Below are 18,857 nucleotides of genomic sequence, written 5' to 3'. Positions count from 1 at the left end.
GGAAAGAATGGAATTTAGCGATATAGTTACTTATTTATGGAGAATAGTTGCCATATTAATTGCTATAACTGTTCATGAGTTTGCCCATGGTAAGATGGCGGAGATTGAGGGTGACATTACTCCGAGACTTTCAGGAAGGTTAACTCTAAATCCTTTAGCTCATATTGATCCCATAGGATTTTTAATGCTTCTCTTTTTTAGGTTTGGATGGGCAAAGCCTGTTCCTGTTAATTTTAATAATCTAAGGAGAGGAGAAAAAAGTATCATATTGGTTTCTCTTGCGGGACCTCTTGCTAATTTTATTCTTGCCTTCTTGGTAAGTATCTTTTGGAGAATTGATTTACCACTCCCGTTAGGTTTTATAAGGTTTTGTATAGAGCTTGCTATTCTAAATGTATTTTTGGGAATATTTAATCTAATTCCTATTCCACCTCTTGACGGCTCTCATATATTAGAGTCTATTCTTCCTTATAAATACAGGAGGTATTATCAATCTATAAGTCTTTATGGTGTACTAATACTTATGGTTTTGATATTAACTAATGGATTATATATAATAATAAGTCCTTTTCTGAACTTATTCTTATATCTTTTAGGGTTAAAATGATCCTAATAAGTTAGGAGGTTTTAGATGAATGAAGACAGGAAGAATACTTAGTGGAATGAGGCCCACAGGAAAACTTCATTTAGGACACCTTTTAGGAGTATTAAAAAATTGGGTAGAGCTTCAAGATACTTACGAGTGTTTTTTTGAGATTGCTGATTGGCATGCTTTGACCACTCATTATCGTGAGACCGAAGAAGTAGTTGAGAATGTATTTAATATGATTTGTGATTGGCTGGCTGTAGGTATAGATCCTAAAAAATCTGTGATATTTAGACAATCTGATATATTAGAACATGCTGAACTTTTTTTGCTGTTTTCCATGATAGTTCCTCTTCCCTGGCTTGAAAGAAACCCCACCTATAAGGAACAACTTCGTGAGATTGAAGGAAGAGATCTCATGACTTATGGATTTTTAGGATATCCTGTACTTCAGGCAGCAGATATATTAATTTATAGGGCAGATACGGTTCCTGTAGGTGAAGATCAACTTCCCCATTTGGAGCTTACTAGAGAAATAGCAAGAAGATTTAATTATTTCTATTCACCTATATTTCCTGAACCTCAGGCAAAGCTTTCAGAGGTACCAGAGCTTGTAGGAATTGATGGGAGGAAGATGTCGAAAAGCTATGGAAATACTATCCCCCTTGATACAGAAGAAGAGGAATTGAAAAAATTAGTAAGGAGTATGATTACTGATCCTGCAAGGATAAGAAGAAGTGACCCAGGGCATCCTGAGGTATGTACAGTGTTTGCTTATCACAAGATTTTTAACAAGGAAGAGGTTTCAGAAATTGATTATGCATGTAGAAATGCTCAAATAGGCTGTGTTGAGTGCAAGATGAAGCTTGCAGAGAAATTAAATCAGTTTTTAGCACCTATAAGGGAGAAAAGGAAGATTTACTCAAAAGATCGAGATCTTACTTGGAGTATCCTTGTTGAAGGAAACAAAAAGGCGAGAGAAGAGGCTCAAAAAACTATGGAGCTTGTTAGGGAGGCTATGAAGATAAAAATAGTATGATAGTAAATCCCTTTCTTACAATAAAGGAGTTGTTACAGAAGGAGATCGATATATCTGTTTTTCCTTTGAAAGATCTTGTTGAACAGTATTCTTCTCTAGGAGAAGAGAAATGGAAAGATCTTGAATTAACAACATCTTTTTTAGATGTAACTGTAGATCTTATAGAAGGAAAAATTAGGAAGGTATTTAATAAAGAGGTTGACATAGAACCAAAAAAGGTAGAAGAAGAATTATATTTTTACGATGATTCTTGGAGAAATGTGGCGGAATATTTGAGAGAAAAAGAAGAGAGGAGCTTGTTAATATTTAGAAGAGAAAGAAAAGACGAGATTGAGCTTATCCCTGAGAAAAAACTAAATATAGCTGAGATTTATCTTCTGTTCTTAGAAAGAAAAAATAGCCTTATTTTAGATCTTTCTTATCTTGAGGACGATTATGAATTTGATTTTGAGGGAAAATATAAAGAGATTTTGAGCAAGAGAGAAGGTAGCTTTTCAGAACTCATTAAAAGAAAAACCATACTGGAAGCAATATGTTACTTTCTTGTTTTGTGTGATATGAGTAATAAAAATGAAGTTATCTTACAACAAAAGGAGTTCCTAGGAGATATATACTTCAAGGTGAAAACTTATGAGAGAGATAAGGCTAATAGCTAAGAAACAAATAGAAGCGTTAATATTTATTGCCGAAAAGCCTCTTTATCCTGAGGAAATCGCAAAATTATTAGAGATGAGCGTAGATGAGGTAGAGGAAGTTTTAAAGGAGTTAAAAGAGGAATATGAAAATCGAGGTATTAATCTCTATAAAATAAATGGTGCTTATGACTTTGCAACATCTCCTGAGGTAGCACCAGTTTTATGGAGATATGCTTCGAGAAAAAGAGAAAGATTATCTAAAGCTGCTCTCGAGACTCTTGCCATAGTTTATTATCATCAGCCCATTACTAAGGTGGAGATAGAAACTATAAGAGGAGCAAAAGTAGATAGTGTCCTGAGTACTCTCTTAGAGAAGAAATTGATAAAGATTGTAGGCAGAAAAGAAACCATAGGAAGACCATTTTTATACGGTATTGGTGATGAATTTTATAGATATTTCACTATAGAGGATGAAGAAGAGCTAAAAAAATGATGGAGAGGCTTCAAAAGTTTATAGCTAAGGCTGGGGTTACATCAAGAAGAAAGGCAGAAAAACTTATTTTAGAGGGCAGAGTGAAGGTAAACGGAGAAGTAATTAGAACCCTTGGGGTTAAGATTGATCCAGAAAAAGATATAGTAGAGATAGATAACAAAATAGTTAAACCTGATAAGAAGATATATATTGCTTTATACAAGCCTGTAGGTTATATATCTTCTTTATATGATCCCTTTGGAAGAAGAACTATAAAAGATCTTTTAAGAGATAAAGTCCCTTTTAGGGTTTATCCTGTGGGAAGGTTGGATTTTGATAGTGAGGGACTTTTATTATGTACTAATGATGGCGAGATAGCTAATGTACTTATCCATCCAAGGTATAAAATTCCAAAAGTATATGAAGTATTAATTGATGGCATACCTAAGGAAGAGGAGTTGAAAAAACTTAGAGAAGGTGTTATTTTAGAGGAAGGACGGACTCTTCCTGCAGGATTTGAAATTATTTGGGAAAATAGAAGAAAAAATATATCTCTTTTAAAAATTACCTTATATCAAGGATGGAAAAGACAAATAAGAAGGATGTTAGCTCTTTTTAATTACAAGGTTTTGAATCTTAAGAGGGTACAGATAGGAAAGATAAAATTAGGTGATTTAAAACCGGGAGAGATCAGATTTTTAAGAGATGATGAGATAAGATGGTTAGAGAGTCTAAAAGCTTAGGAGAGATTTTAAGAGAAGAAAGGGAAAAAAAAGGCTTATCTTTAAGAGAGGTAGCAAATCTTTTAAAGATAAGTTATAGGTATCTCAAGCACTTAGAAGATGATGAATATGATAAGGTAAATCTTGCTGAGGTTTATAAAAGAGGCATTTTAAGGAAATATTCTAATTTTCTTGGTCTTAATGAAGAAGAGATAATTAAGACTTATAATACCCAGTATCAGTTAGAAAAGGAAGAAAGCTCACCTGAGCTTGTTAAGCCTAAAAAGAGTTCTTTGAAATACATAGCTTATTTCCTAGTAATATCCATCATATTTCTAACAGTATTTTTAACAGTAAAATTGAATAATAAAGAAGTTATGAGTAATAATTTTAAAAACAGAGATATAACGTCTTATGAGATAAATATACCAGAAAGTTATACTAAGACTATTGAGAGTAGTAAGGTTGATGAAATTGGTAATGAAGTTAGCGTTACTAATACAAACACTTTCACTAATACTATAAAAGTTGTAGCCTTAGATAGGGTTTGGCTCAGAGTTAACTACGAAGATAAAACTATTTATGAAGGTATTTTAAAAAGAGGAGATACTATAACTTGGACTTATACCTCTCTTTACTTTCATATAGGAAATGCGGGTGGGCTTGAGATATATTATAACGATAAGAATATAGGAACTTTGGGTAAGAAGGGAGAAGTTGTAAAACTTAGAGTGCCATGAAAAAAGCTGGAATTATACATCTTGGATGTTCAAAGAATCAAGTTGATACGGAAATTCTTATGGGATTTTTAAAAGAGCTTGGTTATACTTTTACTCCTTATCTTGGAGAGGCAGATCTTGTGCTAGTGAATACTTGTGCTTTTATAAAACCAGCATGGCAAGAAGCAGAAGAGAATATTAATTTTTTGAAAGAGTATAAGGAGAATAATAAAAACTTGAAAATTGTAGTTACAGGCTGTTATGTAGAAAGATTTGAGAAAGAGTTAGAGGATAGATATCCTTTTGTGGATCTTTTTATTGGACCTGGAGAATATGATAAATTTGTTTCTCTAATAACCTCTAATGGAGAAAGAAAAATCCATTCTTCTCCTGCTTCTTCTTTTATGTATACACATAAGATGCCCAGAGTTTTAATTTCTCCTAATTTCTGGGTTTATGTAAAAATTTCTGAGGGGTGTAATAATTTTTGTAGTTATTGTACCATTCCATTTATTCGTGGAAGACTCAGAAGTAGGAGCATAGATGATATTATAAAAGAAGTAGAGATATTGGTGCAAAAAGGTGTTAAAGAGATAAATCTTATTGCTCAAGATACTACTCGGTATGGAGAAGATTTATACGGAAAGTCTGCTCTTGTGGATTTATTGAAAAGTATTGAGAATATAAAAGGAGATTTTTATGTAAGAATTTTGTATTCTTACCCTTCTCGTGTAACCAAAGACCTTATTAATTTTATAAAAGTTTCCGAGAAAGTAGTTCCTTATTTTGATATTCCTATTCAGCATGTAAATGATGAGATATTAAAGAAGATGAATAGAAGTTATAAAAAGGATGATATTATAAGGGTTTGGAGTACGATAAGGGAGAATTTTGAAGATGCTGTAATAAGAACTACTGTAATGGTTGGCTTTCCTGGAGAAACGGAAGAAAATTTTGAAGAACTTATAGCTTTTATAAAGGCTTATCCTTTTGATAGATTGGGGGCTTTTACATATTATAATGAGGAAGGGACTATATCTAAGAATTTTGATGGCCAAATAGATGAGGACGAGAAAATAAGAAGATACGATATATTGATGAGTACTCAGAAAGAGATCTCAAAAAAACTGAATGCAAAACTTTTAGGAAGAGAGTTTGATGTGATAATTGAAAATGAGAAAGGTAAATACTTTATAGGTAGAAGTTGGCGAGAGGCTCCTGAAGTAGATGGGGTAATAATGATACCCAAGGAAGGCTCAAGATCTATAAGTATAGGAGATAGAGTTAGAGTGAAAATAAAAAAATATAGAGCTTATGACCTTTTGGGAGAGTTAGTATGAATTTGCCTAACATTTTAACAATTATAAGAATTTTTATGTTATTTCCTATAGTTATTCTCATAGAAGTAAATGCCTTTTTATCTGGGATATTGTTTATTCTTGCTGTATTTACCGATTATTTAGATGGAAAGATAGCAAGGAGATATAATAAAATCTCCGATTTAGGTAAATTTCTTGATCCTCTTGCAGACAAGATTCTTGTTTTAGGTATATTGGTTTATTTTGTATGGTTAAAGTACTTCTCTCCTTGGATTGTCATATTAATCCTTTTTAGAGAATTTATGGTTACTGGTTTGAGGCTCTCTCTTGTTCAAAAAGGTATTGTTCTTCCAGCTTTAAAATCAGGTAAGTTGAAGACCTTTTTTCAAGATTTCAGTATTTTGTTATATTTGTGGAACTTACCTTTTAAATATATACTACTAATGATATCTTTAGTTCTTACTCTTTATTCAGGTTTTTATTACTTCTATAAATATGGCAAAGAAATCTTCTGAGAAGAACATAGCTTATAGAAGGTTATTTATAGCTATCGAGCTTGAAGATAGCATCAAAGATCATATTTTAAGTTTTCAAAAAGAACTAAAAAATTCGGTATTAGGAGATGTTAAATGGGTTGAGAGAGAAAATTTTCACTTAACCATTAAATTCCTCGGGGAAACACCAGAAAATCTAATTGACGATATTAAAAGTATCTTAGATGAAACTTCATATTATTTCGAACCTTTTTATATTTCTCTTGAGGGGTTTGGAGCTTTTCCCTCCTTGAAAAGTCCAAGAGTTTTGTGGATCGGAATAGAAGAGGGGTTAGATGGTTTAGAAAAGGTTTTCGATTTTATTGAAAAAAGGCTAGTAAAGAAGGGATTTAGGAAAGAAGATAGACCTTTTTCACCTCATCTGACCCTTGGTAGGGTCAAGGATAGGGATGTTAGAATTTTAAAGGATCTGCTTTTTGATAAAGAAGTAGTATTAGTCAGTAGTATAACACTATTTGAAAGTAAGTTGACTCCAGAGGGACCCATCTATACTCCGATATATAGAGTTAATCTTGGTAAAAAATAAAGAAAAAATGCAAAAATTTTTTAGATACTGCAAAATATAGAGTAATATTAAGAAAATTGTTCAAAAATTGCAATTTCTGTCTATTTTCTCCAGAAAAATTATTGTCAAAAGGTTATATTAGTGATAAAATTTGATTCGTAAAAATCTTAAATGGAAGGAGGCGGGACCCAAGGTGAAAATAACAGGGAAGTCTCTTGGGAGACATATTTTAGCAGAGATGTATAATTGCAACAGGGAGATTTTAAATGATGTAGAAAAGATTAAAGAGATTATGGTTAAAGCTGCTATCGAAGCAGGCGCAGAGGTAGTAGAGGTTGTATTTCATAAATTTAGTCCCTATGGAGTGAGTGGTGTAGTAGTAATATCTGAATCTCATCTTGCAATTCATACTTGGCCAGAGTATGGATTTGCAGCAGCCGATCTTTTTACCTGTGGTGACCATGTAAATCCTTGGAAGGCTTTCGAATACCTGAATAATTATTTACAGGCTGAGCAGTTTATTACCTTTGAGGCAAAAAGAGGAATTCTACCGATAGAAGCTGGTAATTTTACTTATAAGCCAGAGGAAAATAAGAAGGAGGTAAAAGAGACAGTAGGTTGACTGGCATAAATAGTTTTGGAGAAGGGTGGAAAAATAAAAATGGATGCTTATTGGATTATTGAAAAAAACCATCCTAGTGAGATACATTGGCATGGAGTAAGCAGGTTTTATTATACTGGTGTTTCGCCATTTCAAAAGATAGAGGTCATTGAGAGTAGCTTTTATGGCAAATGTCTCGTGTTAGATGGAAGAATTCAGTCTAGTGAGAAAGATGAGTTTATTTATCACGAGGCATTAGTGCATCCTGCTTTATTGTTGAATAACTCTAATAGAAAAAAAGTATTAATAATGGGAGGAGGAGAAGGAGCTACATTAAGAGAGGTTTTACGGCATAAAGATGTAGAAGAGGCTATAATGGTGGATATAGATGGTGAGGTAGTCGAAGTCTCGAAGGAATACCTTCCTGAATGGCATCAGGGAGCCTTTGAAGATCCAAGAACAAAATTATACATAACTGATGCAAGGGAATTTGTAGAAAGAGCTGAAGAAAAATACGATGTAATAATAAGTGATTTATCAGAGCCTATGGAAGGTAGTCCTGCCGTAAAATTGTTCACTTATGAGTTTTATAATATTATAAAGGAGCATTTGAAAGAAGATGGAGTATTTGTAATGCAGGCAGGTACAACTCACCATCTTAAGATATTTTTTCATGCTGCAATGAGTTCTACTTTACGTAGGGTATTTAAAATAGTAAGATCCTATCAGGCTTACGTACCAGCCTATGACTTTATTTGGAGTTTTATATGGGCAAGTGATAAAATAGATCCAAAGAATTTCAGTGAGGAGGATATAAATAATTTAATTAAAGCAAAAGGTTTAGAAAATTTGAGGTTTTATGATGGAGAAGCGCATAAGATGATGTTTTCTCTTCCAAAACACATTAGAGAATTAATAGAAAGAGAAGAAAAAGTAGCTTATGATAGCGCTCCTCTATATGCGGTAGAGGATTAAAAGGAGGTTTTTATGTTTTGTTGCGAAGATTGCCCATATTATAATGAATGTCTAAATCATAAGGTAGGTTGTTGTTCTAAGTGTCCTCATTACAATGAGTGTTATGATGTAAAAGAAGGGTACAATTCGGAGGGGTAGAGATGGCAAAAACAAGATCTAAGAAGGAGAAGAAGGAAAGGACAATTAGAATAGTTGCTACAATTGTAGCAGTTTTTTTTCTTTTGAGTATTTTCATACTCTGGGGTATGTATTTTATTGGTAGATGAAAAGGGATAAAATATCCGTTGTAGGATTCATGGGAAGTGGTAAAACAACTATTGGTCTATTATTGGCTAATTTTTTGAATTATTTTTTTTATGATCTTGATGAGTATATTGAAAAAAAAGAGGGAAAAAGTATAAAAGATATTTTTGCAGATTACGGAGAAGAACATTTTAGGAATTTGGAATCTTTTTATCTAAAGGAATTAATAGAAAAACATAACAAGATTGTAATCTCTACTGGAGGGGGCATAATTAAAAGAGAGATTAATAGAAAGCTTCTTAAGGAAAAGACTTTTGTTGTTTTCTTAGATGGCAGTTTTGAGGTTTTTATGAATAGATTAGAAGGAACAGAGGAAAAGGATAAAAGGCCTTTAATGAGTTTGGGTAAAGATGAACTTTATAATTTATGGATTTCTAGGAAACCTTTATATGAAGAGGTCGCTACTTTGAAGATAAATGTAGATAGTAAGACTCCTTATCAAATTGTAAGGGAGATATTAGATTTTTATGGCAAGATGTAAAATTCTTGTAATTCATGGTCCTAATTTAAACTTGCTTGGCGTTAGAGAGCCTAATATATATGGGGAAATAGGCTTTGAGGACCTTAATAGACTGATATATGAAAAAGCTAAAGAAAAGGATTTTGATGTAACTATTCTTCAGTCAAACTGGGAAGGTCAAATTGTAGATTGGATTCAAGATATAGGAGCAAAATCTGATTATATTATCATAAATGCAGGAGCGTTTACTCATTACAGTTATGCCATAAGAGACGCTATATCAGCGGTTAAAAAGCCAACTATAGAGGTACATATAAGTAACATTTATGCTCGGGAAGAATTTAGGCATAAGTCAGTTATAGCTCCTGTTTCTTTAGGACAAATCTCGGGTTTTGGAGTTTATAGTTATCTTCTTGCTTTAGATTATATTGATTACATCTTAAAGACGCAAAAGTAATTTCTTCTCTACATCTCCTTTTTACCATTCTTAACTTGACAAGTTTCCCTTATATATGTATAATTAATATAGATAAAATAATCATATCTATTAATAAAACATAATGTCTTCACACCAATAAGGCTATTTTCAACTCCCTTAAAAACCTTCACGGGAGGTGATGGCTATGAGAAAACAGCAAATAGAGAGAATTAATGTAGCATTTCTTAGCACTTATCCTCCCAGAGCATGTGGATTAGCTACTTTTACAGAGGATCTCGTGAGGGAGATTGATAAAATAGCTCCTTTGTATAATCCCTTTGTTAATACTTCAATTATAGCCATAAGTGATGACACTTATATTTACGATAACAAAGTAATAAAGGAGATAGATCAATTTAATAAGAAAGATTACCTTGATCTTTCTAAGTACCTCAATAATTCTGAGATTGACCTTTTGGTAATACAACATGAGTATGGAATTTTTGGGGGCGAAAGTGGAGAGTACCTTTTGGATCTTATTTATAACTTAAGCATTCCTTTTACTACTGTGCTTCATACTGTTCTGACTAATCCAAGCGAAAAGCAGAGACATATTTTAAGAGAAATTGGCAAGTATTCAGAAAAAGTTGTGACTATGGCTAAGAATACTATTGATCTTTTAACTAATATTTATGAGATTGAAGAAAATAAAATAGTTCATATTCCTCATGGGGTTCCATATGTGTACTATGGTGATAGAGAAGAACTAAAAAAGGAACTTGGCCTAGAAGGTAAGATAGTAATAAGTACTTTTGGACTTATTGGGCCTGGTAAGGGACTTGAGTATGGAATTGAGGCAGTTGCAAAGTTAAAAGATGAATTTCCAAATGTGGTTTACCTGATTTTAGGAAGAACTCATCCTGGAATTATAAGAAATGAGGGAGAATCTTATAGAGAAAAGTTATTAAAAATGGTTGAGGGGTTAGGGGTAAAGGAGAATGTCATATTTGTAAACAAGTATTTAACTAAGGAGGAAATTCTTAAATATTTACAGGCATCAGACATTTACATGACACCATATCTTAACAAGGAGCAGGCTGTTAGTGGTACTTTAAGCTATGCTTTAGCTTGTGGGAGGGTAATAGTATCTACTGCTTATAGATATGCAGAAGAACTCTTAGCTGATGGAAGGGGTATTTTGGTGGATTTTAGAGATTCTGATGGAATTTATAGGGCAATAAGAGATGTACTAAGAGACGAGGAAAGAAGGAAAGAGATGGAGAAAAAAGCTTTTGAGTATGGAAAAGGTATGTGGTGGAATGTGGTTGCAGAGAGGTATATAGAAATGTTCTATGAAGTGGTATTGGGTAAGGATGAAGAAGTAAGGGGGTGGAAGAAATGGAGCTTCTCTACCCCAGAGTTGATCACTTATTTAGATTAACGGACGATACTGGTATACTTCAGCATTCTAAATTTAGTGTGCCAGATCCACGTTTTGGATATACTACTGATGATAATTCAAGGGCACTTATCGTTGCAACAATGTTATATAAACAATATAGAGAGGAAAGATATCTTGAACTCATTTATAAATATAGTTCTTTCATTTTAAATGCTCAAACATATAAAGGAAATTTTAGAAATTTTATGTCCTATGATAGAAAGTTCTTAGAAGAAGAAGGTTCGGAAGATTGTTTTGGAAGGGTGGTATGGAGTTTAGGGGTTGGAATAGCTACAAAGGAGGTTCCTTTGGGGGTTAGAAATTTGTACAAAGAGTTACTTAGTAGGTCTTTGAAATATATAGAAGAATTGAGATCTCCCAGAAGTAAGGCTTACACAATCTTAGGATTGTATTATGCTAATAAAGATATATCTTTGAGTAGTCTTGGTCTTACAGAATATATTGATTGGCTTGCAAAATCTTTAGTAAGGCAGTTTAGAGAAAATAGTGATACTGATTGGAGATGGTTTGAAGATATAATGGCTTATAGTAATGCAATACTTCCCCTCTCCCTTTTGGTTGCATATAAAATGCTAAGAGATAATGATTTTAAAGATGTTGCTATTGAAAGCATGGAATTTTTAGAAAAAATAGTATTTAGATATGGATATTTCAAGCCTATTGGATGTAACGGGTGGTATGTAAGAGGAGGAAAAATAGCAGAGTTTGATGAACAGCCTATTGAGGCAAGCGAGATGATCCTTCTTTATAAAGAAGCTTATGAACAGTTTAAAGATATTAGATATGTAAACAAGGCTAAGGAAACCTTTATGTGGTTTCATGGAAGAAATTCAAAGGGTGTAAATATGATTGATACGGAAAGTGGAGGTTGTTTTGATGGTATAAATGAATATGGTGTTAATCTTAACCAGGGAGCAGAGAGCATTATATCTTATCTTATGGCCTATCTCACTATGAAAGAAATAGTTAGCCTTAAAAAAGAAGCTGCTATATGTTAGCCTGCTATTATTCCTTTGATGGCAAGCTCTAAGTCAGAAGGATTGGGGCTTGCCATCAAAGCTTCATTTGCATCTATAATATTAGCTTTATATAGCTCTAAGAGATTTTGATTGAAAGATTGCATGCCTTCTAACTTTCCTTCTTCTATGATCTTGGGGATTTCTGAAAGTTTGTTCTCTCTAATCCATTTTCTCACCGTGGATGTACCTATCAGAACCTCGCATGCAGGTACAAGTCCCGTTTTGTCTTTTCTCTTTAATAATCTTTGAGATATTATACCAACCAGAGTACTTGCTAGTTGATATCTTACTTGATTTTGTTGATGCGGAGGAAACATGTCTACGATCCTGGAAATAGTAGAAACTGTGTCTATAGTGTGAAGAGTACTGAGCACTAAGTGGCCTGTTTCTGCTGCTTGAAGAGCCACCGAAACACTCTCTATATCTCTTAATTCTCCTACCATTATTATATTAGGGTCTTCTCTTAAAGCCATCTTTAGGGCTGAATAGAAAGAGCTTGTATCAATACCTATTTCTCTTTGTGAGATTAGAGATAATTTATCAGTAAATACGTATTCTATAGGATCCTCAATGGTTATTATATTCAAACTCTCATTTTGGTTAAGATACTCTATCATAGCAGCGAGGGTAGTGGATTTACCGCTTCCTGATGGGCCTGTAACTAGTATTAATCCTGCTTTTTTGGTAACAAGAGACTTTAATATGCTAGGAAGTCCTAAATCTTCTATGGAAGGAATGTTCAATTTTATGAGCCTCATGGAAATAGCTACAGTTTGTCTTTGAGTATAGACATTTACCCTAAATCTTACTAATCCTTTTTTCTCATATGGAAAATCTACCTCTTTGTTCTTTAAGAAAACCTCTCTTGCGGAAGGAGGCATTATACTAAAAGCCAGGTTTTCAACCTCTTCTGGAGTTAAAGGCTCTTCTTTTAGAAAGACAATATCTTTCATTATTCTTACCGCTGGAGGAGTACCAACTTTTAAATGGATATCAGAGGCTTCTAAATTTACAGCGAGATTTATTATTTTTTCAAATCTTTCAGGTTTTATTTCTAATCCCCCCTATCTGTTATTTTACTCAACCCCTCTAAAATTTTTCTATTTATTTCTAATTTTACCACTTTCTCCGCAAGTTTTAATGCATTTTTTATTGCCTTTGCTTTTGATCTTCCGTGAGAGATTATTACAGTTCCATCTACCCCTAAGAGAGGAGCTCCTCCAAACTCACTATAATCAAGTTTTTTCTTAACATTTTTAAATTTAGGTTTTAACAACATTCCTAGTATAGTGCTCCAAAGAGAACTCTTTATTTCTGAAGAAAGAAGTTCAAAAAGGGTTTCTGCTACTCCTTCGGCAGTTTTGATGGCTATATTTCCTACAAACCCATCGCATACAATAACATTTGCTATTCCTTTGAAAAGATCTTTCCCTTCCACATTTCCAATGAAGTTAAAGATAGGATTATTTTTAAGAAGATTATAAGTCTCTTGTGCTAGCTGGTTTCCCTTTCCTTCTTCCTCCCCTATGTTCAAAAGGGCTATTTTAGGATCTTTTATGTTGAAAACTTCTTCCATATATATTTTCCCCATGAGAGCAAATTGTTCTAAATATTCTTTTTTACAATCCACATTTGCCCCTATATCAAGAATTATTGATGGAACCTCGGTTAATGTAGGAATTAAGGTGGAGATGGCTGGCCTTTTAATTCCTTTTATTCTTCCTAAATATAATAAGGCACTGCTCATTACTGCTCCTGTGTTTCCTGCAGATACTGCCCCATCAACTTTTCTTTCTTTCAATAGTTTTATTGCTTTTACTATAGAAGAGTTTTCCTTTTCTTTTACTGCAAAGGCAGGATGTTCATGCATCTCTATTACTTCTTCTGCATTTACAATTTCTATTCTGGATTTGTCATACTCATAGTCTTTTAGGATTTTTTGTAATTCCTCTTCTTTGCCTACTAATACTACAGTAATATTACTTTCTTTGATTGCTTCTAATGCTCCTTTTGTAGTTTCAAGAGGTGCGTAGTCTCCGCCCATAGCATCTAAGGCTATTTTCATATTCTAAAATTCCTCCTCTTTGAACTTATTTTTTAATTCGATACTTTTTTTATAAATCTCTTTCTTAGGTATATTATACATTTTAGCTACTATATTTACTGCTTCTTTCAAGGAAATTTTGTGCTTTACAACTTGATCTATTAAGAGCGCTTCTATTGATAAAGTTTCTTCAGGCTCCAAATTATTTTGCCAGAAAACTATCACTGTATATTCGCCCTTTTCTTTATAAGGATCGTTACTTATTTCTAAAAGAACTTTTTCTATATCTCCATAATAAGTTCTTTCGAATTTTTTTGTGAGCTCTCGGCATACGCATATAGTGGAGTTTGGAAATACTTCTTTTATGGTATTTAGAGATTTAATTATTCTTTTGGGGGATTCATATATCACAAAAGTCTTGATATTACTTTTCTTAATCTCCAAAAGTTTTTCAAGTTTTTTGTTCTCTTCTTTGGGAAGAAAGCCTATGAAGAGAAATTCGTTTGTAGGAAGGCCAGAAATTGAAAGAGAAGCTGTAAGAGATGAAGGGCCTGGTATGGAAACAACTTCAATGTTTTTTTCTCTTGCTGCTCTTACTATTTTGTATCCTGGGTCTGAAATACATGGAGTTCCAGCGTCAGATACAAGAGCAACATCCATATTCTTGTTTAATAAAAAGTCAAGGAAAAGCTCAGTCCTCTTCTCTTCGTTGTATTTATGGTATGAAATTAAGATTTTATCTTCTATATTATATGCTTTAAGAAGAATGAGGGTATGTCTTGTGTCTTCTGCTGCTATTACAGGACACATTTTAAGAACATCAATAGCTCGGATAGTTATGTCTTTCAAATTACCTATTGGGGTAGCTACCACATATAATTTGCCCATAGGTAAATTATATAAGTTTTTTTCTACTTGGCAAATATTTCTATATAAAGTAAAATAAATAACAATGAGGAGCATGACTGCCTCAGCATTTAGGGAGTTCTCTATTAATAGCCTTAACTTTTTTTTGGAGATAAAAGGCTATAATCATAGATTTTTGGAAATTAGAGTAAATCTTCCTGACTCTCTCTCCTTTATGGAGCAAGATATAACGCGAGAAATTAAGAACCATATTAAGAGAGGATACATTTTGTTTTCCATTAAAATTCTTAAAGATTATTCAAACCTTTATAAACTTAATGTTTCTTTGTTGAATAGTATTCTTGATGAGCTCGGAAAAATAACAGGTAAGGAAGAGAATATCTCTGACTGGAAAGAGATACTTGCTAATCCTCAGATTTTTTATATGGAGAATAGAGTTTTTAATGATGAGGATGTATTAAAATTATTGAATGAGGCGACCCTTCTTATAAAGGATTTTAATAAGGTAAGGGAGGAAGAGGGTAAAAGTATATATAATGCTTTAAAAAGTAGTCTTGATAGGATCGAGACTTTACTTTTTTCTATCAAAAGAGAGGAGGAATTGTGGCATAAAGAGGCGAGAGGTTTTGTGGAAAGAAAATTAAGGGAGTTTAGTTTTAAAGAAATAGATGAGAATAGATTGTATCAAGAATTAGCTCTGTTACTTATGAAGACAGATATTAATGAAGAAATTATAAGAATAGATGAATTCATAAGAAGATTTAGAACTGAGATGGAAAAAGAAGAACCTATAGGAAAGGCTCTTGAGTTTATGGTGCAAGAAATGCATAGAGAGGTCAGTACTCTTTCTAGTAAAACTGCAAAGACTTTGGTTATGTTCTATGCTGTGGACATTAAAAAAGAGCTTGAAAAAATTCGCGAGTTAATATTAAATGTTGAATAGGAAGGAGAGGGTTTTAAATGAAACTTGTTAATATAGGTTTTGGAAACATGGTAGTTAGTTCTCGTATTGTAGCTATTATAAGTCCTGATTCTGCACCAATAAAAAGGTTTTTATCTGATGCTAAAACAAGAAATGAACTTATAGATGCTACTTATGGGAGAAAAACACGAGCAGTTTTAGTCCTTGATAGTGGTCACATAGTTTTGTCTGCTTTACATCCCGAAACTATCGCGGCAAGAATAGAGGGCGGAGATAAGGAAGAGGAGAGTTATTAAATGTTTAGAGGAAATCTTTTTGTCTTGTCAGGACCGTCAGGAGTTGGGAAGGATGCTATATTGGAGAGGATTTTAAAGATCGTGCCTAATCTTGTTAAATCAGTCTCTTATACTACAAGACCTAAAAGACCAAGTGAAGAAGATGGCAAAAATTATTTCTTTGTGGATGAAAAGAAGTTTAAAGAAATGATTGAAAATGGTGAGTTTTTAGAGTGGGCAGTGGTGCACGGATATCTTTATGGTACACCCAAGAAAATGGTTGAAGACTGTATTAAAAGGGGTATGGATGTAATATTAAAAATAGATGTACAGGGTGGAGTTAATGTAAAAAAGATTTATAATGAAGCCAAACTCATTTTTGTATTACCTCCTGACTTTAATGAATTGAAAAGAAGGCTTATAAGTAGAGAGACAGAAAGTTTAGAAGATTTAAATTTACGTTTAAGGAATGCCCCTCTTGAAATTTCTAAAATTTCTTATTATGATTATGCTGTTGTGAATGATAATCTAGATGAAGCTGTAGATATGGTAAGATGCATCATATATGCTGAAAGGCATAGGTTATGTAAAGAAAAGATAGAATATTTCTTGAATATTTTTGGAGGTGCAAAGGATGAAAGAGATAGATATTGATACTCTTATTTCAAAGATACCTAATAAGTATATTTTAACAGTAGTTATATCAAGAAGAGCAAGACAGCTTTTTGAGGAATTAAAGATTTTAAAAACTGTGGCGAGGGATCCATTAATACTTGCCATGGAAGAGGTAGCACAAGATAAGATTACTTATGGAGAGGGAAGTGATTCGGAAGATTAGAAAGAGTGGTGAGAGTTAGTAAAGTAGTACTTTTTGATACATATATTCCAGAAAAGGATTTCTTGTATTATTCAATTCCTGAGGAATTTACTGAATCGGCTGATATTGGAAAGGCTGTTGTTGTACCATTAAAAAAATCTAGAAAATTAGGATATATTTGGGATATTGAAGAAATTGAGGATCCTGAATTTGAAGTATATCCTATTCTTAGTATATTAGAAAATATACCTCCCCTATCAAAGCCTCTCGTAAGGCTTGTTAATTGGATAAGTGAATATTATGCTAACTCTTTATATAAAACTGCCAATTATATATTTCCTTCAGGGGTTGAATTAGAAGTACTTCGTTACTTAAAAGCAAGAGCCACCGTAGTAGAGATGTCTAAAAAACAGGAAAAGATATTTTTAGCTTTGATTGATAATGAGATGGAAGAAAAAAGTCTAAAAAAGAGCTTAAAGGTTTCCGAAAGTGTTATAAAGGCTTTGCTCAAAAAAGGAGCTATTGAAGAGAGGTTTGAAATAAAATTGATAGAGAAAAAGCCTAGGAAACATGTATATTTAAGTGAAAAAAGTGGGGACTCTTGGGGAAGTTTTACTATAGATAAAAAGATATTAGATTTAATGAAAAAGCCCATTCTTTTATTTATTGAATCAAGAGATGAACGATGGAAAACATACTTTGAAATAATGAAACATTTTTATCAAAGAGGGAAGAGTATACTTTTTGTATTTCCTACTGTAAAAAGTTTAATTCAATTTGGAGATTTTCTTTCTCAATGTGTACCATTTTCGATATATTTCTATCATAGTTTTCTTACAGAAGCACAGTCTTATTCTGTTTTTAAAGTTGCTACTACAGAACAGGCTGTAGTTTTAAGCACAAGCAAAGGTTTATTTTTACCTTTTAAGGATCTTGGAGTAATAATTGTAGATCAGGAGGAGAACGAGTTTTATAATATGCGTGAGAAAGAGCCTAGATATGATAGTGTAGTGGTAGCCTTAAAAAGAGGAGAATTGGAAGGTATACCTGTTGTATTAGGTAGTAGCTCACCTTCTATAGTTTCATTTTATAGAACCATATATAGAGAGATGGAACTTTATAGAAAGCCTCTTTTTTACAGGCCTCAGATTACTGTGATTGATTTGAGAAAAGATAAGACACAAGAAATTCTTGATTTTTATTCCTTAAGAAAGATTGAGGAAAATTTGAGAAATAGAAGAAAGGTTTTTATTTTACTAAATAGACTTGGATATTCTCCCTATATCCAATGCCAAGATTGTGGTTATATATTTATGTGTCCTCACTGTAAGTCTTCTCTTGTGTACCATTTAGAGGAGAAAATCATGAAATGTCATTATTGTGGTTTTGAAATGTTGCCTCCTCAAAGGTGTCCAGTGTGTGAGGGTTATAGTTTTGTATATGGTGGTATCGGTACTGAAAAACTTTATCGTTACCTTGTTAATTTGTATGATAGGGCAAAGGTACTAAGGATTGATAGTGAAGTGGAGTTACAAGATGAAACTATAATTTATGGGGCAGATATTGTGGTAGGTACAAGACTTATAGAACCATGGCTTGATGATGAGAAGATTGGACTTTTGATTATATACAATTTAGACAATTTTCTACATATTCCAGACTTTGCAAGTCCTGAAAAGACTTTTAATATGATAAAGAGAATAATTGGTATTTATAAGGGAAGGGAGATAATAATTAGGACTTACAATCCTTCTCACTATGTTGTAAGAGCATTAAAAATTAATTCTTTTGGAAATTTCCTGAATAGAGAGTTATTAAATAGAAAGTCTCTGAATTATCCTCCTTTCTCAAGAATTCATCAAATACTTCTTGAAGATATAGATGAGAAAGAGATATTAGATGAGGGAGGTAGGATTGTTAGTAAGATAAAAGAGGAGTTTAAGGATCTGGCTATTCTTGGTCCTGCACCATATTTTCCATATTTTGTTAGAGACAAATATAGATATCAGATTATAATAAAAGATAATGAGAACTTAATAAATAGCGATTTTTTGAAAAAGGTATGTGAGGAAAATAGAAGTCCATTTTCAAATTTGAAATTTATAATTAATATAGATATGAGAGAAATAATAACATGAGGTGA

General features: G+C 32.8%; 24 protein-coding genes. 21 read left to right on the top strand and 3 right to left on the bottom strand.

Annotated elements, in window-relative coordinates:
* Positions 1–7: 7 nt before the first annotated feature.
* The 16 genes from DICTH_RS06555 (at position 8) to DICTH_RS06485 (ending at position 11,768) form a co-directional block, all read left to right on the top strand.
* On the top strand, positions 8–607 hold the full coding sequence (locus tag DICTH_RS06555) for a site-2 protease family protein (RefSeq protein WP_012547797.1): 600 nt from the start codon (positions 8–10) through the stop codon (positions 605–607).
* Positions 608–635: 28 nt separating this feature from the next.
* Positions 636–1,625: a tryptophan--tRNA ligase gene (trpS, locus tag DICTH_RS06550; protein WP_012548717.1), complete on the top strand. Its 990-nt coding sequence runs from the start codon at positions 636–638 to the stop codon at positions 1,623–1,625.
* Positions 1,622–2,281, top strand: a complete 660-nt coding sequence (locus DICTH_RS06545; RefSeq protein ID WP_012546888.1) for a segregation/condensation protein A — start codon at positions 1,622–1,624, stop codon at positions 2,279–2,281. The genes trpS and DICTH_RS06545 overlap by 4 nt, the downstream gene beginning before the upstream one ends.
* A complete protein-coding gene (gene scpB / locus DICTH_RS06540) occupies positions 2,256–2,753 on the top strand; it encodes an SMC-Scp complex subunit ScpB (RefSeq protein ID WP_012548368.1) in 498 nt (165 codons plus the stop codon). The genes DICTH_RS06545 and scpB overlap by 26 nt, the downstream gene beginning before the upstream one ends.
* A complete protein-coding gene (locus DICTH_RS06535; protein ID WP_041723570.1) occupies positions 2,753–3,475 on the top strand; it encodes a pseudouridine synthase in 723 nt (240 codons plus the stop codon). Before scpB ends, DICTH_RS06535 begins: the two co-directional genes overlap by 1 nt.
* Positions 3,451–4,194: a helix-turn-helix domain-containing protein gene (locus DICTH_RS06530; RefSeq protein ID WP_012548161.1), complete on the top strand. Its 744-nt coding sequence runs from the start codon at positions 3,451–3,453 to the stop codon at positions 4,192–4,194. The genes DICTH_RS06535 and DICTH_RS06530 overlap by 25 nt, the downstream gene beginning before the upstream one ends.
* A complete protein-coding gene (rimO, locus tag DICTH_RS06525; RefSeq protein ID WP_012548364.1) occupies positions 4,191–5,513 on the top strand; it encodes a 30S ribosomal protein S12 methylthiotransferase RimO in 1,323 nt (440 codons plus the stop codon). Before DICTH_RS06530 ends, rimO begins: the two co-directional genes overlap by 4 nt.
* On the top strand, positions 5,510–6,007 hold the full coding sequence (gene pgsA / locus DICTH_RS06520; RefSeq protein ID WP_012547892.1) for a CDP-diacylglycerol--glycerol-3-phosphate 3-phosphatidyltransferase: 498 nt from the start codon (positions 5,510–5,512) through the stop codon (positions 6,005–6,007). The genes rimO and pgsA overlap by 4 nt, the downstream gene beginning before the upstream one ends.
* Positions 5,988–6,572: an RNA 2',3'-cyclic phosphodiesterase gene (gene thpR, locus DICTH_RS06515; protein WP_012547091.1), complete on the top strand. Its 585-nt coding sequence runs from the start codon at positions 5,988–5,990 to the stop codon at positions 6,570–6,572. The genes pgsA and thpR overlap by 20 nt, the downstream gene beginning before the upstream one ends.
* 172 nt (positions 6,573–6,744) lie before the next feature.
* The gene (speD, locus tag DICTH_RS06510; RefSeq protein WP_012547984.1) at positions 6,745–7,173 is read left to right on the top strand and encodes an adenosylmethionine decarboxylase; all 429 of its coding nucleotides are present in this window, start codon (positions 6,745–6,747) and stop codon (positions 7,171–7,173) included.
* Between the two features lie 39 nt (positions 7,174–7,212).
* Positions 7,213–8,127, top strand: a complete 915-nt coding sequence (gene speE / locus DICTH_RS06505) for a polyamine aminopropyltransferase (protein ID WP_012546901.1) — start codon at positions 7,213–7,215, stop codon at positions 8,125–8,127.
* Between the two features lie 140 nt (positions 8,128–8,267).
* Positions 8,268–8,393 carry a hypothetical protein gene (locus DICTH_RS10325; RefSeq protein WP_012547006.1) on the top strand — a complete coding sequence of 42 codons (126 nt, stop codon included), beginning with the start codon at positions 8,268–8,270 and terminating at the stop codon, positions 8,391–8,393.
* A complete protein-coding gene (locus DICTH_RS06500) occupies positions 8,390–8,911 on the top strand; it encodes a shikimate kinase (protein ID WP_012548132.1) in 522 nt (173 codons plus the stop codon). The genes DICTH_RS10325 and DICTH_RS06500 overlap by 4 nt, the downstream gene beginning before the upstream one ends.
* Entirely contained in the window at positions 8,898–9,347 is a 450-nt protein-coding gene (gene aroQ / locus DICTH_RS06495) for a type II 3-dehydroquinate dehydratase (RefSeq protein ID WP_012547291.1), read from the top strand. The genes DICTH_RS06500 and aroQ overlap by 14 nt, the downstream gene beginning before the upstream one ends.
* Positions 9,348–9,513: 166 nt before the next feature.
* A complete protein-coding gene (locus tag DICTH_RS06490) occupies positions 9,514–10,749 on the top strand; it encodes a glycosyltransferase family 4 protein (RefSeq protein ID WP_012548479.1) in 1,236 nt (411 codons plus the stop codon).
* The gene (locus DICTH_RS06485; RefSeq protein WP_012547799.1) at positions 10,707–11,768 is read left to right on the top strand and encodes a hypothetical protein; all 1,062 of its coding nucleotides are present in this window, start codon (positions 10,707–10,709) and stop codon (positions 11,766–11,768) included. The genes DICTH_RS06490 and DICTH_RS06485 overlap by 43 nt, the downstream gene beginning before the upstream one ends.
* Here DICTH_RS06485 and DICTH_RS06480 read toward each other — a convergent pair.
* The 3 genes from DICTH_RS06480 to rsmI are packed head-to-tail and all read right to left on the bottom strand — an operon-like array spanning position 11,765 to position 14,796.
* Positions 11,765–12,814 carry a type IV pilus twitching motility protein PilT gene (locus tag DICTH_RS06480; RefSeq protein ID WP_262370152.1) on the bottom strand — a complete coding sequence of 350 codons (1,050 nt, stop codon included), beginning with the start codon at positions 12,812–12,814 and terminating at the stop codon, positions 11,765–11,767. The two genes, DICTH_RS06485 and DICTH_RS06480, sit on opposite strands and share 4 nt — an antisense overlap.
* 29 nt (positions 12,815–12,843) lie before the next feature.
* Complete coding sequence (plsX, locus tag DICTH_RS06475) at positions 12,844–13,854, bottom strand: phosphate acyltransferase PlsX (protein WP_012546990.1); 1,011 nt, start codon at positions 13,852–13,854, stop codon at positions 12,844–12,846.
* A gap of 3 nt (positions 13,855–13,857) precedes the next feature.
* Complete coding sequence (rsmI, locus tag DICTH_RS06470) at positions 13,858–14,796, bottom strand: 16S rRNA (cytidine(1402)-2'-O)-methyltransferase (RefSeq protein WP_236608255.1); 939 nt, start codon at positions 14,794–14,796, stop codon at positions 13,858–13,860.
* Here rsmI and DICTH_RS06465 point away from each other — a divergent pair.
* The 5 genes from DICTH_RS06465 to priA are packed head-to-tail and all read left to right on the top strand — an operon-like array spanning position 14,786 to position 18,852.
* Positions 14,786–15,643, top strand: coding sequence for a YicC family protein (locus tag DICTH_RS06465; protein WP_012547026.1), 858 nt, complete (start codon positions 14,786–14,788; stop codon positions 15,641–15,643). The two genes, rsmI and DICTH_RS06465, sit on opposite strands and share 11 nt — an antisense overlap.
* Before the next feature lie 17 nt (positions 15,644–15,660).
* On the top strand, positions 15,661–15,918 hold the full coding sequence (locus DICTH_RS06460) for a DUF370 domain-containing protein (protein WP_012547122.1): 258 nt from the start codon (positions 15,661–15,663) through the stop codon (positions 15,916–15,918).
* On the top strand, positions 15,919–16,551 hold the full coding sequence (gene gmk / locus DICTH_RS06455) for a guanylate kinase (protein ID WP_012547935.1): 633 nt from the start codon (positions 15,919–15,921) through the stop codon (positions 16,549–16,551).
* Positions 16,532–16,735 (top strand): DNA-directed RNA polymerase subunit omega, encoded by a 204-nt coding sequence (rpoZ, locus tag DICTH_RS06450; RefSeq protein ID WP_012547307.1) that lies wholly within the window; start codon positions 16,532–16,534, stop codon positions 16,733–16,735. Before gmk ends, rpoZ begins: the two co-directional genes overlap by 20 nt.
* Before the next feature lie 5 nt (positions 16,736–16,740).
* Positions 16,741–18,852, top strand: coding sequence for a replication restart helicase PriA (gene priA / locus DICTH_RS06445; protein ID WP_012548022.1), 2,112 nt, complete (start codon positions 16,741–16,743; stop codon positions 18,850–18,852).
* The last annotated feature ends 5 nt before the right edge of the window (positions 18,853–18,857 follow it).

The organism is Dictyoglomus thermophilum H-6-12, assembly GCF_000020965.1.
Taxonomy (GTDB): domain Bacteria; phylum Dictyoglomota; class Dictyoglomia; order Dictyoglomales; family Dictyoglomaceae; genus Dictyoglomus; species Dictyoglomus thermophilum.
This window is presented reverse-complemented; position numbering and strand designations above follow the sequence as displayed.

Excerpts from the sequence above, each read along its gene's own strand:
- DICTH_RS06555 (WP_012547797.1), top strand. The coding sequence starts at position 8 with ATGGAATTTAGCGATATAGTTACTTATTTATGGAGAATAGTTGCCATA.
- trpS (WP_012548717.1), top strand. The coding sequence starts at position 636 with ATGAAGACAGGAAGAATACTTAGTGGAATGAGGCCCACAGGAAAACTT.
- DICTH_RS06545 (WP_012546888.1), top strand. The coding sequence starts at position 1,622 with ATGATAGTAAATCCCTTTCTTACAATAAAGGAGTTGTTACAGAAGGAG.
- scpB (WP_012548368.1), top strand. The coding sequence starts at position 2,256 with ATGAGAGAGATAAGGCTAATAGCTAAGAAACAAATAGAAGCGTTAATA.
- DICTH_RS06535 (WP_041723570.1), top strand. The coding sequence starts at position 2,753 with ATGGAGAGGCTTCAAAAGTTTATAGCTAAGGCTGGGGTTACATCAAGA.
- DICTH_RS06530 (WP_012548161.1), top strand. The coding sequence starts at position 3,451 with ATGGTTAGAGAGTCTAAAAGCTTAGGAGAGATTTTAAGAGAAGAAAGG.
- rimO (WP_012548364.1), top strand. The coding sequence starts at position 4,191 with ATGAAAAAAGCTGGAATTATACATCTTGGATGTTCAAAGAATCAAGTT.
- pgsA (WP_012547892.1), top strand. The coding sequence starts at position 5,510 with ATGAATTTGCCTAACATTTTAACAATTATAAGAATTTTTATGTTATTT.
- thpR (WP_012547091.1), top strand. The coding sequence starts at position 5,988 with ATGGCAAAGAAATCTTCTGAGAAGAACATAGCTTATAGAAGGTTATTT.
- speE (WP_012546901.1), top strand. The coding sequence starts at position 7,213 with ATGGATGCTTATTGGATTATTGAAAAAAACCATCCTAGTGAGATACAT.
- DICTH_RS10325 (WP_012547006.1), top strand. The coding sequence starts at position 8,268 with ATGGCAAAAACAAGATCTAAGAAGGAGAAGAAGGAAAGGACAATTAGA.
- DICTH_RS06500 (WP_012548132.1), top strand. The coding sequence starts at position 8,390 with ATGAAAAGGGATAAAATATCCGTTGTAGGATTCATGGGAAGTGGTAAA.
- aroQ (WP_012547291.1), top strand. The coding sequence starts at position 8,898 with ATGGCAAGATGTAAAATTCTTGTAATTCATGGTCCTAATTTAAACTTG.
- DICTH_RS06490 (WP_012548479.1), top strand. The coding sequence starts at position 9,514 with ATGAGAAAACAGCAAATAGAGAGAATTAATGTAGCATTTCTTAGCACT.
- DICTH_RS06485 (WP_012547799.1), top strand. The coding sequence starts at position 10,707 with ATGGAGCTTCTCTACCCCAGAGTTGATCACTTATTTAGATTAACGGAC.
- plsX (WP_012546990.1), bottom strand. The coding sequence starts at position 13,854 with ATGAAAATAGCCTTAGATGCTATGGGCGGAGACTACGCACCTCTTGAA.
- DICTH_RS06465 (WP_012547026.1), top strand. The coding sequence starts at position 14,786 with ATGAGGAGCATGACTGCCTCAGCATTTAGGGAGTTCTCTATTAATAGC.
- rsmI (WP_236608255.1), bottom strand. The coding sequence starts at position 14,796 with ATGCTCCTCATTGTTATTTATTTTACTTTATATAGAAATATTTGCCAA.
- DICTH_RS06460 (WP_012547122.1), top strand. The coding sequence starts at position 15,661 with ATGAAACTTGTTAATATAGGTTTTGGAAACATGGTAGTTAGTTCTCGT.
- gmk (WP_012547935.1), top strand. The coding sequence starts at position 15,919 with ATGTTTAGAGGAAATCTTTTTGTCTTGTCAGGACCGTCAGGAGTTGGG.
- rpoZ (WP_012547307.1), top strand. The coding sequence starts at position 16,532 with ATGAAAGAGATAGATATTGATACTCTTATTTCAAAGATACCTAATAAG.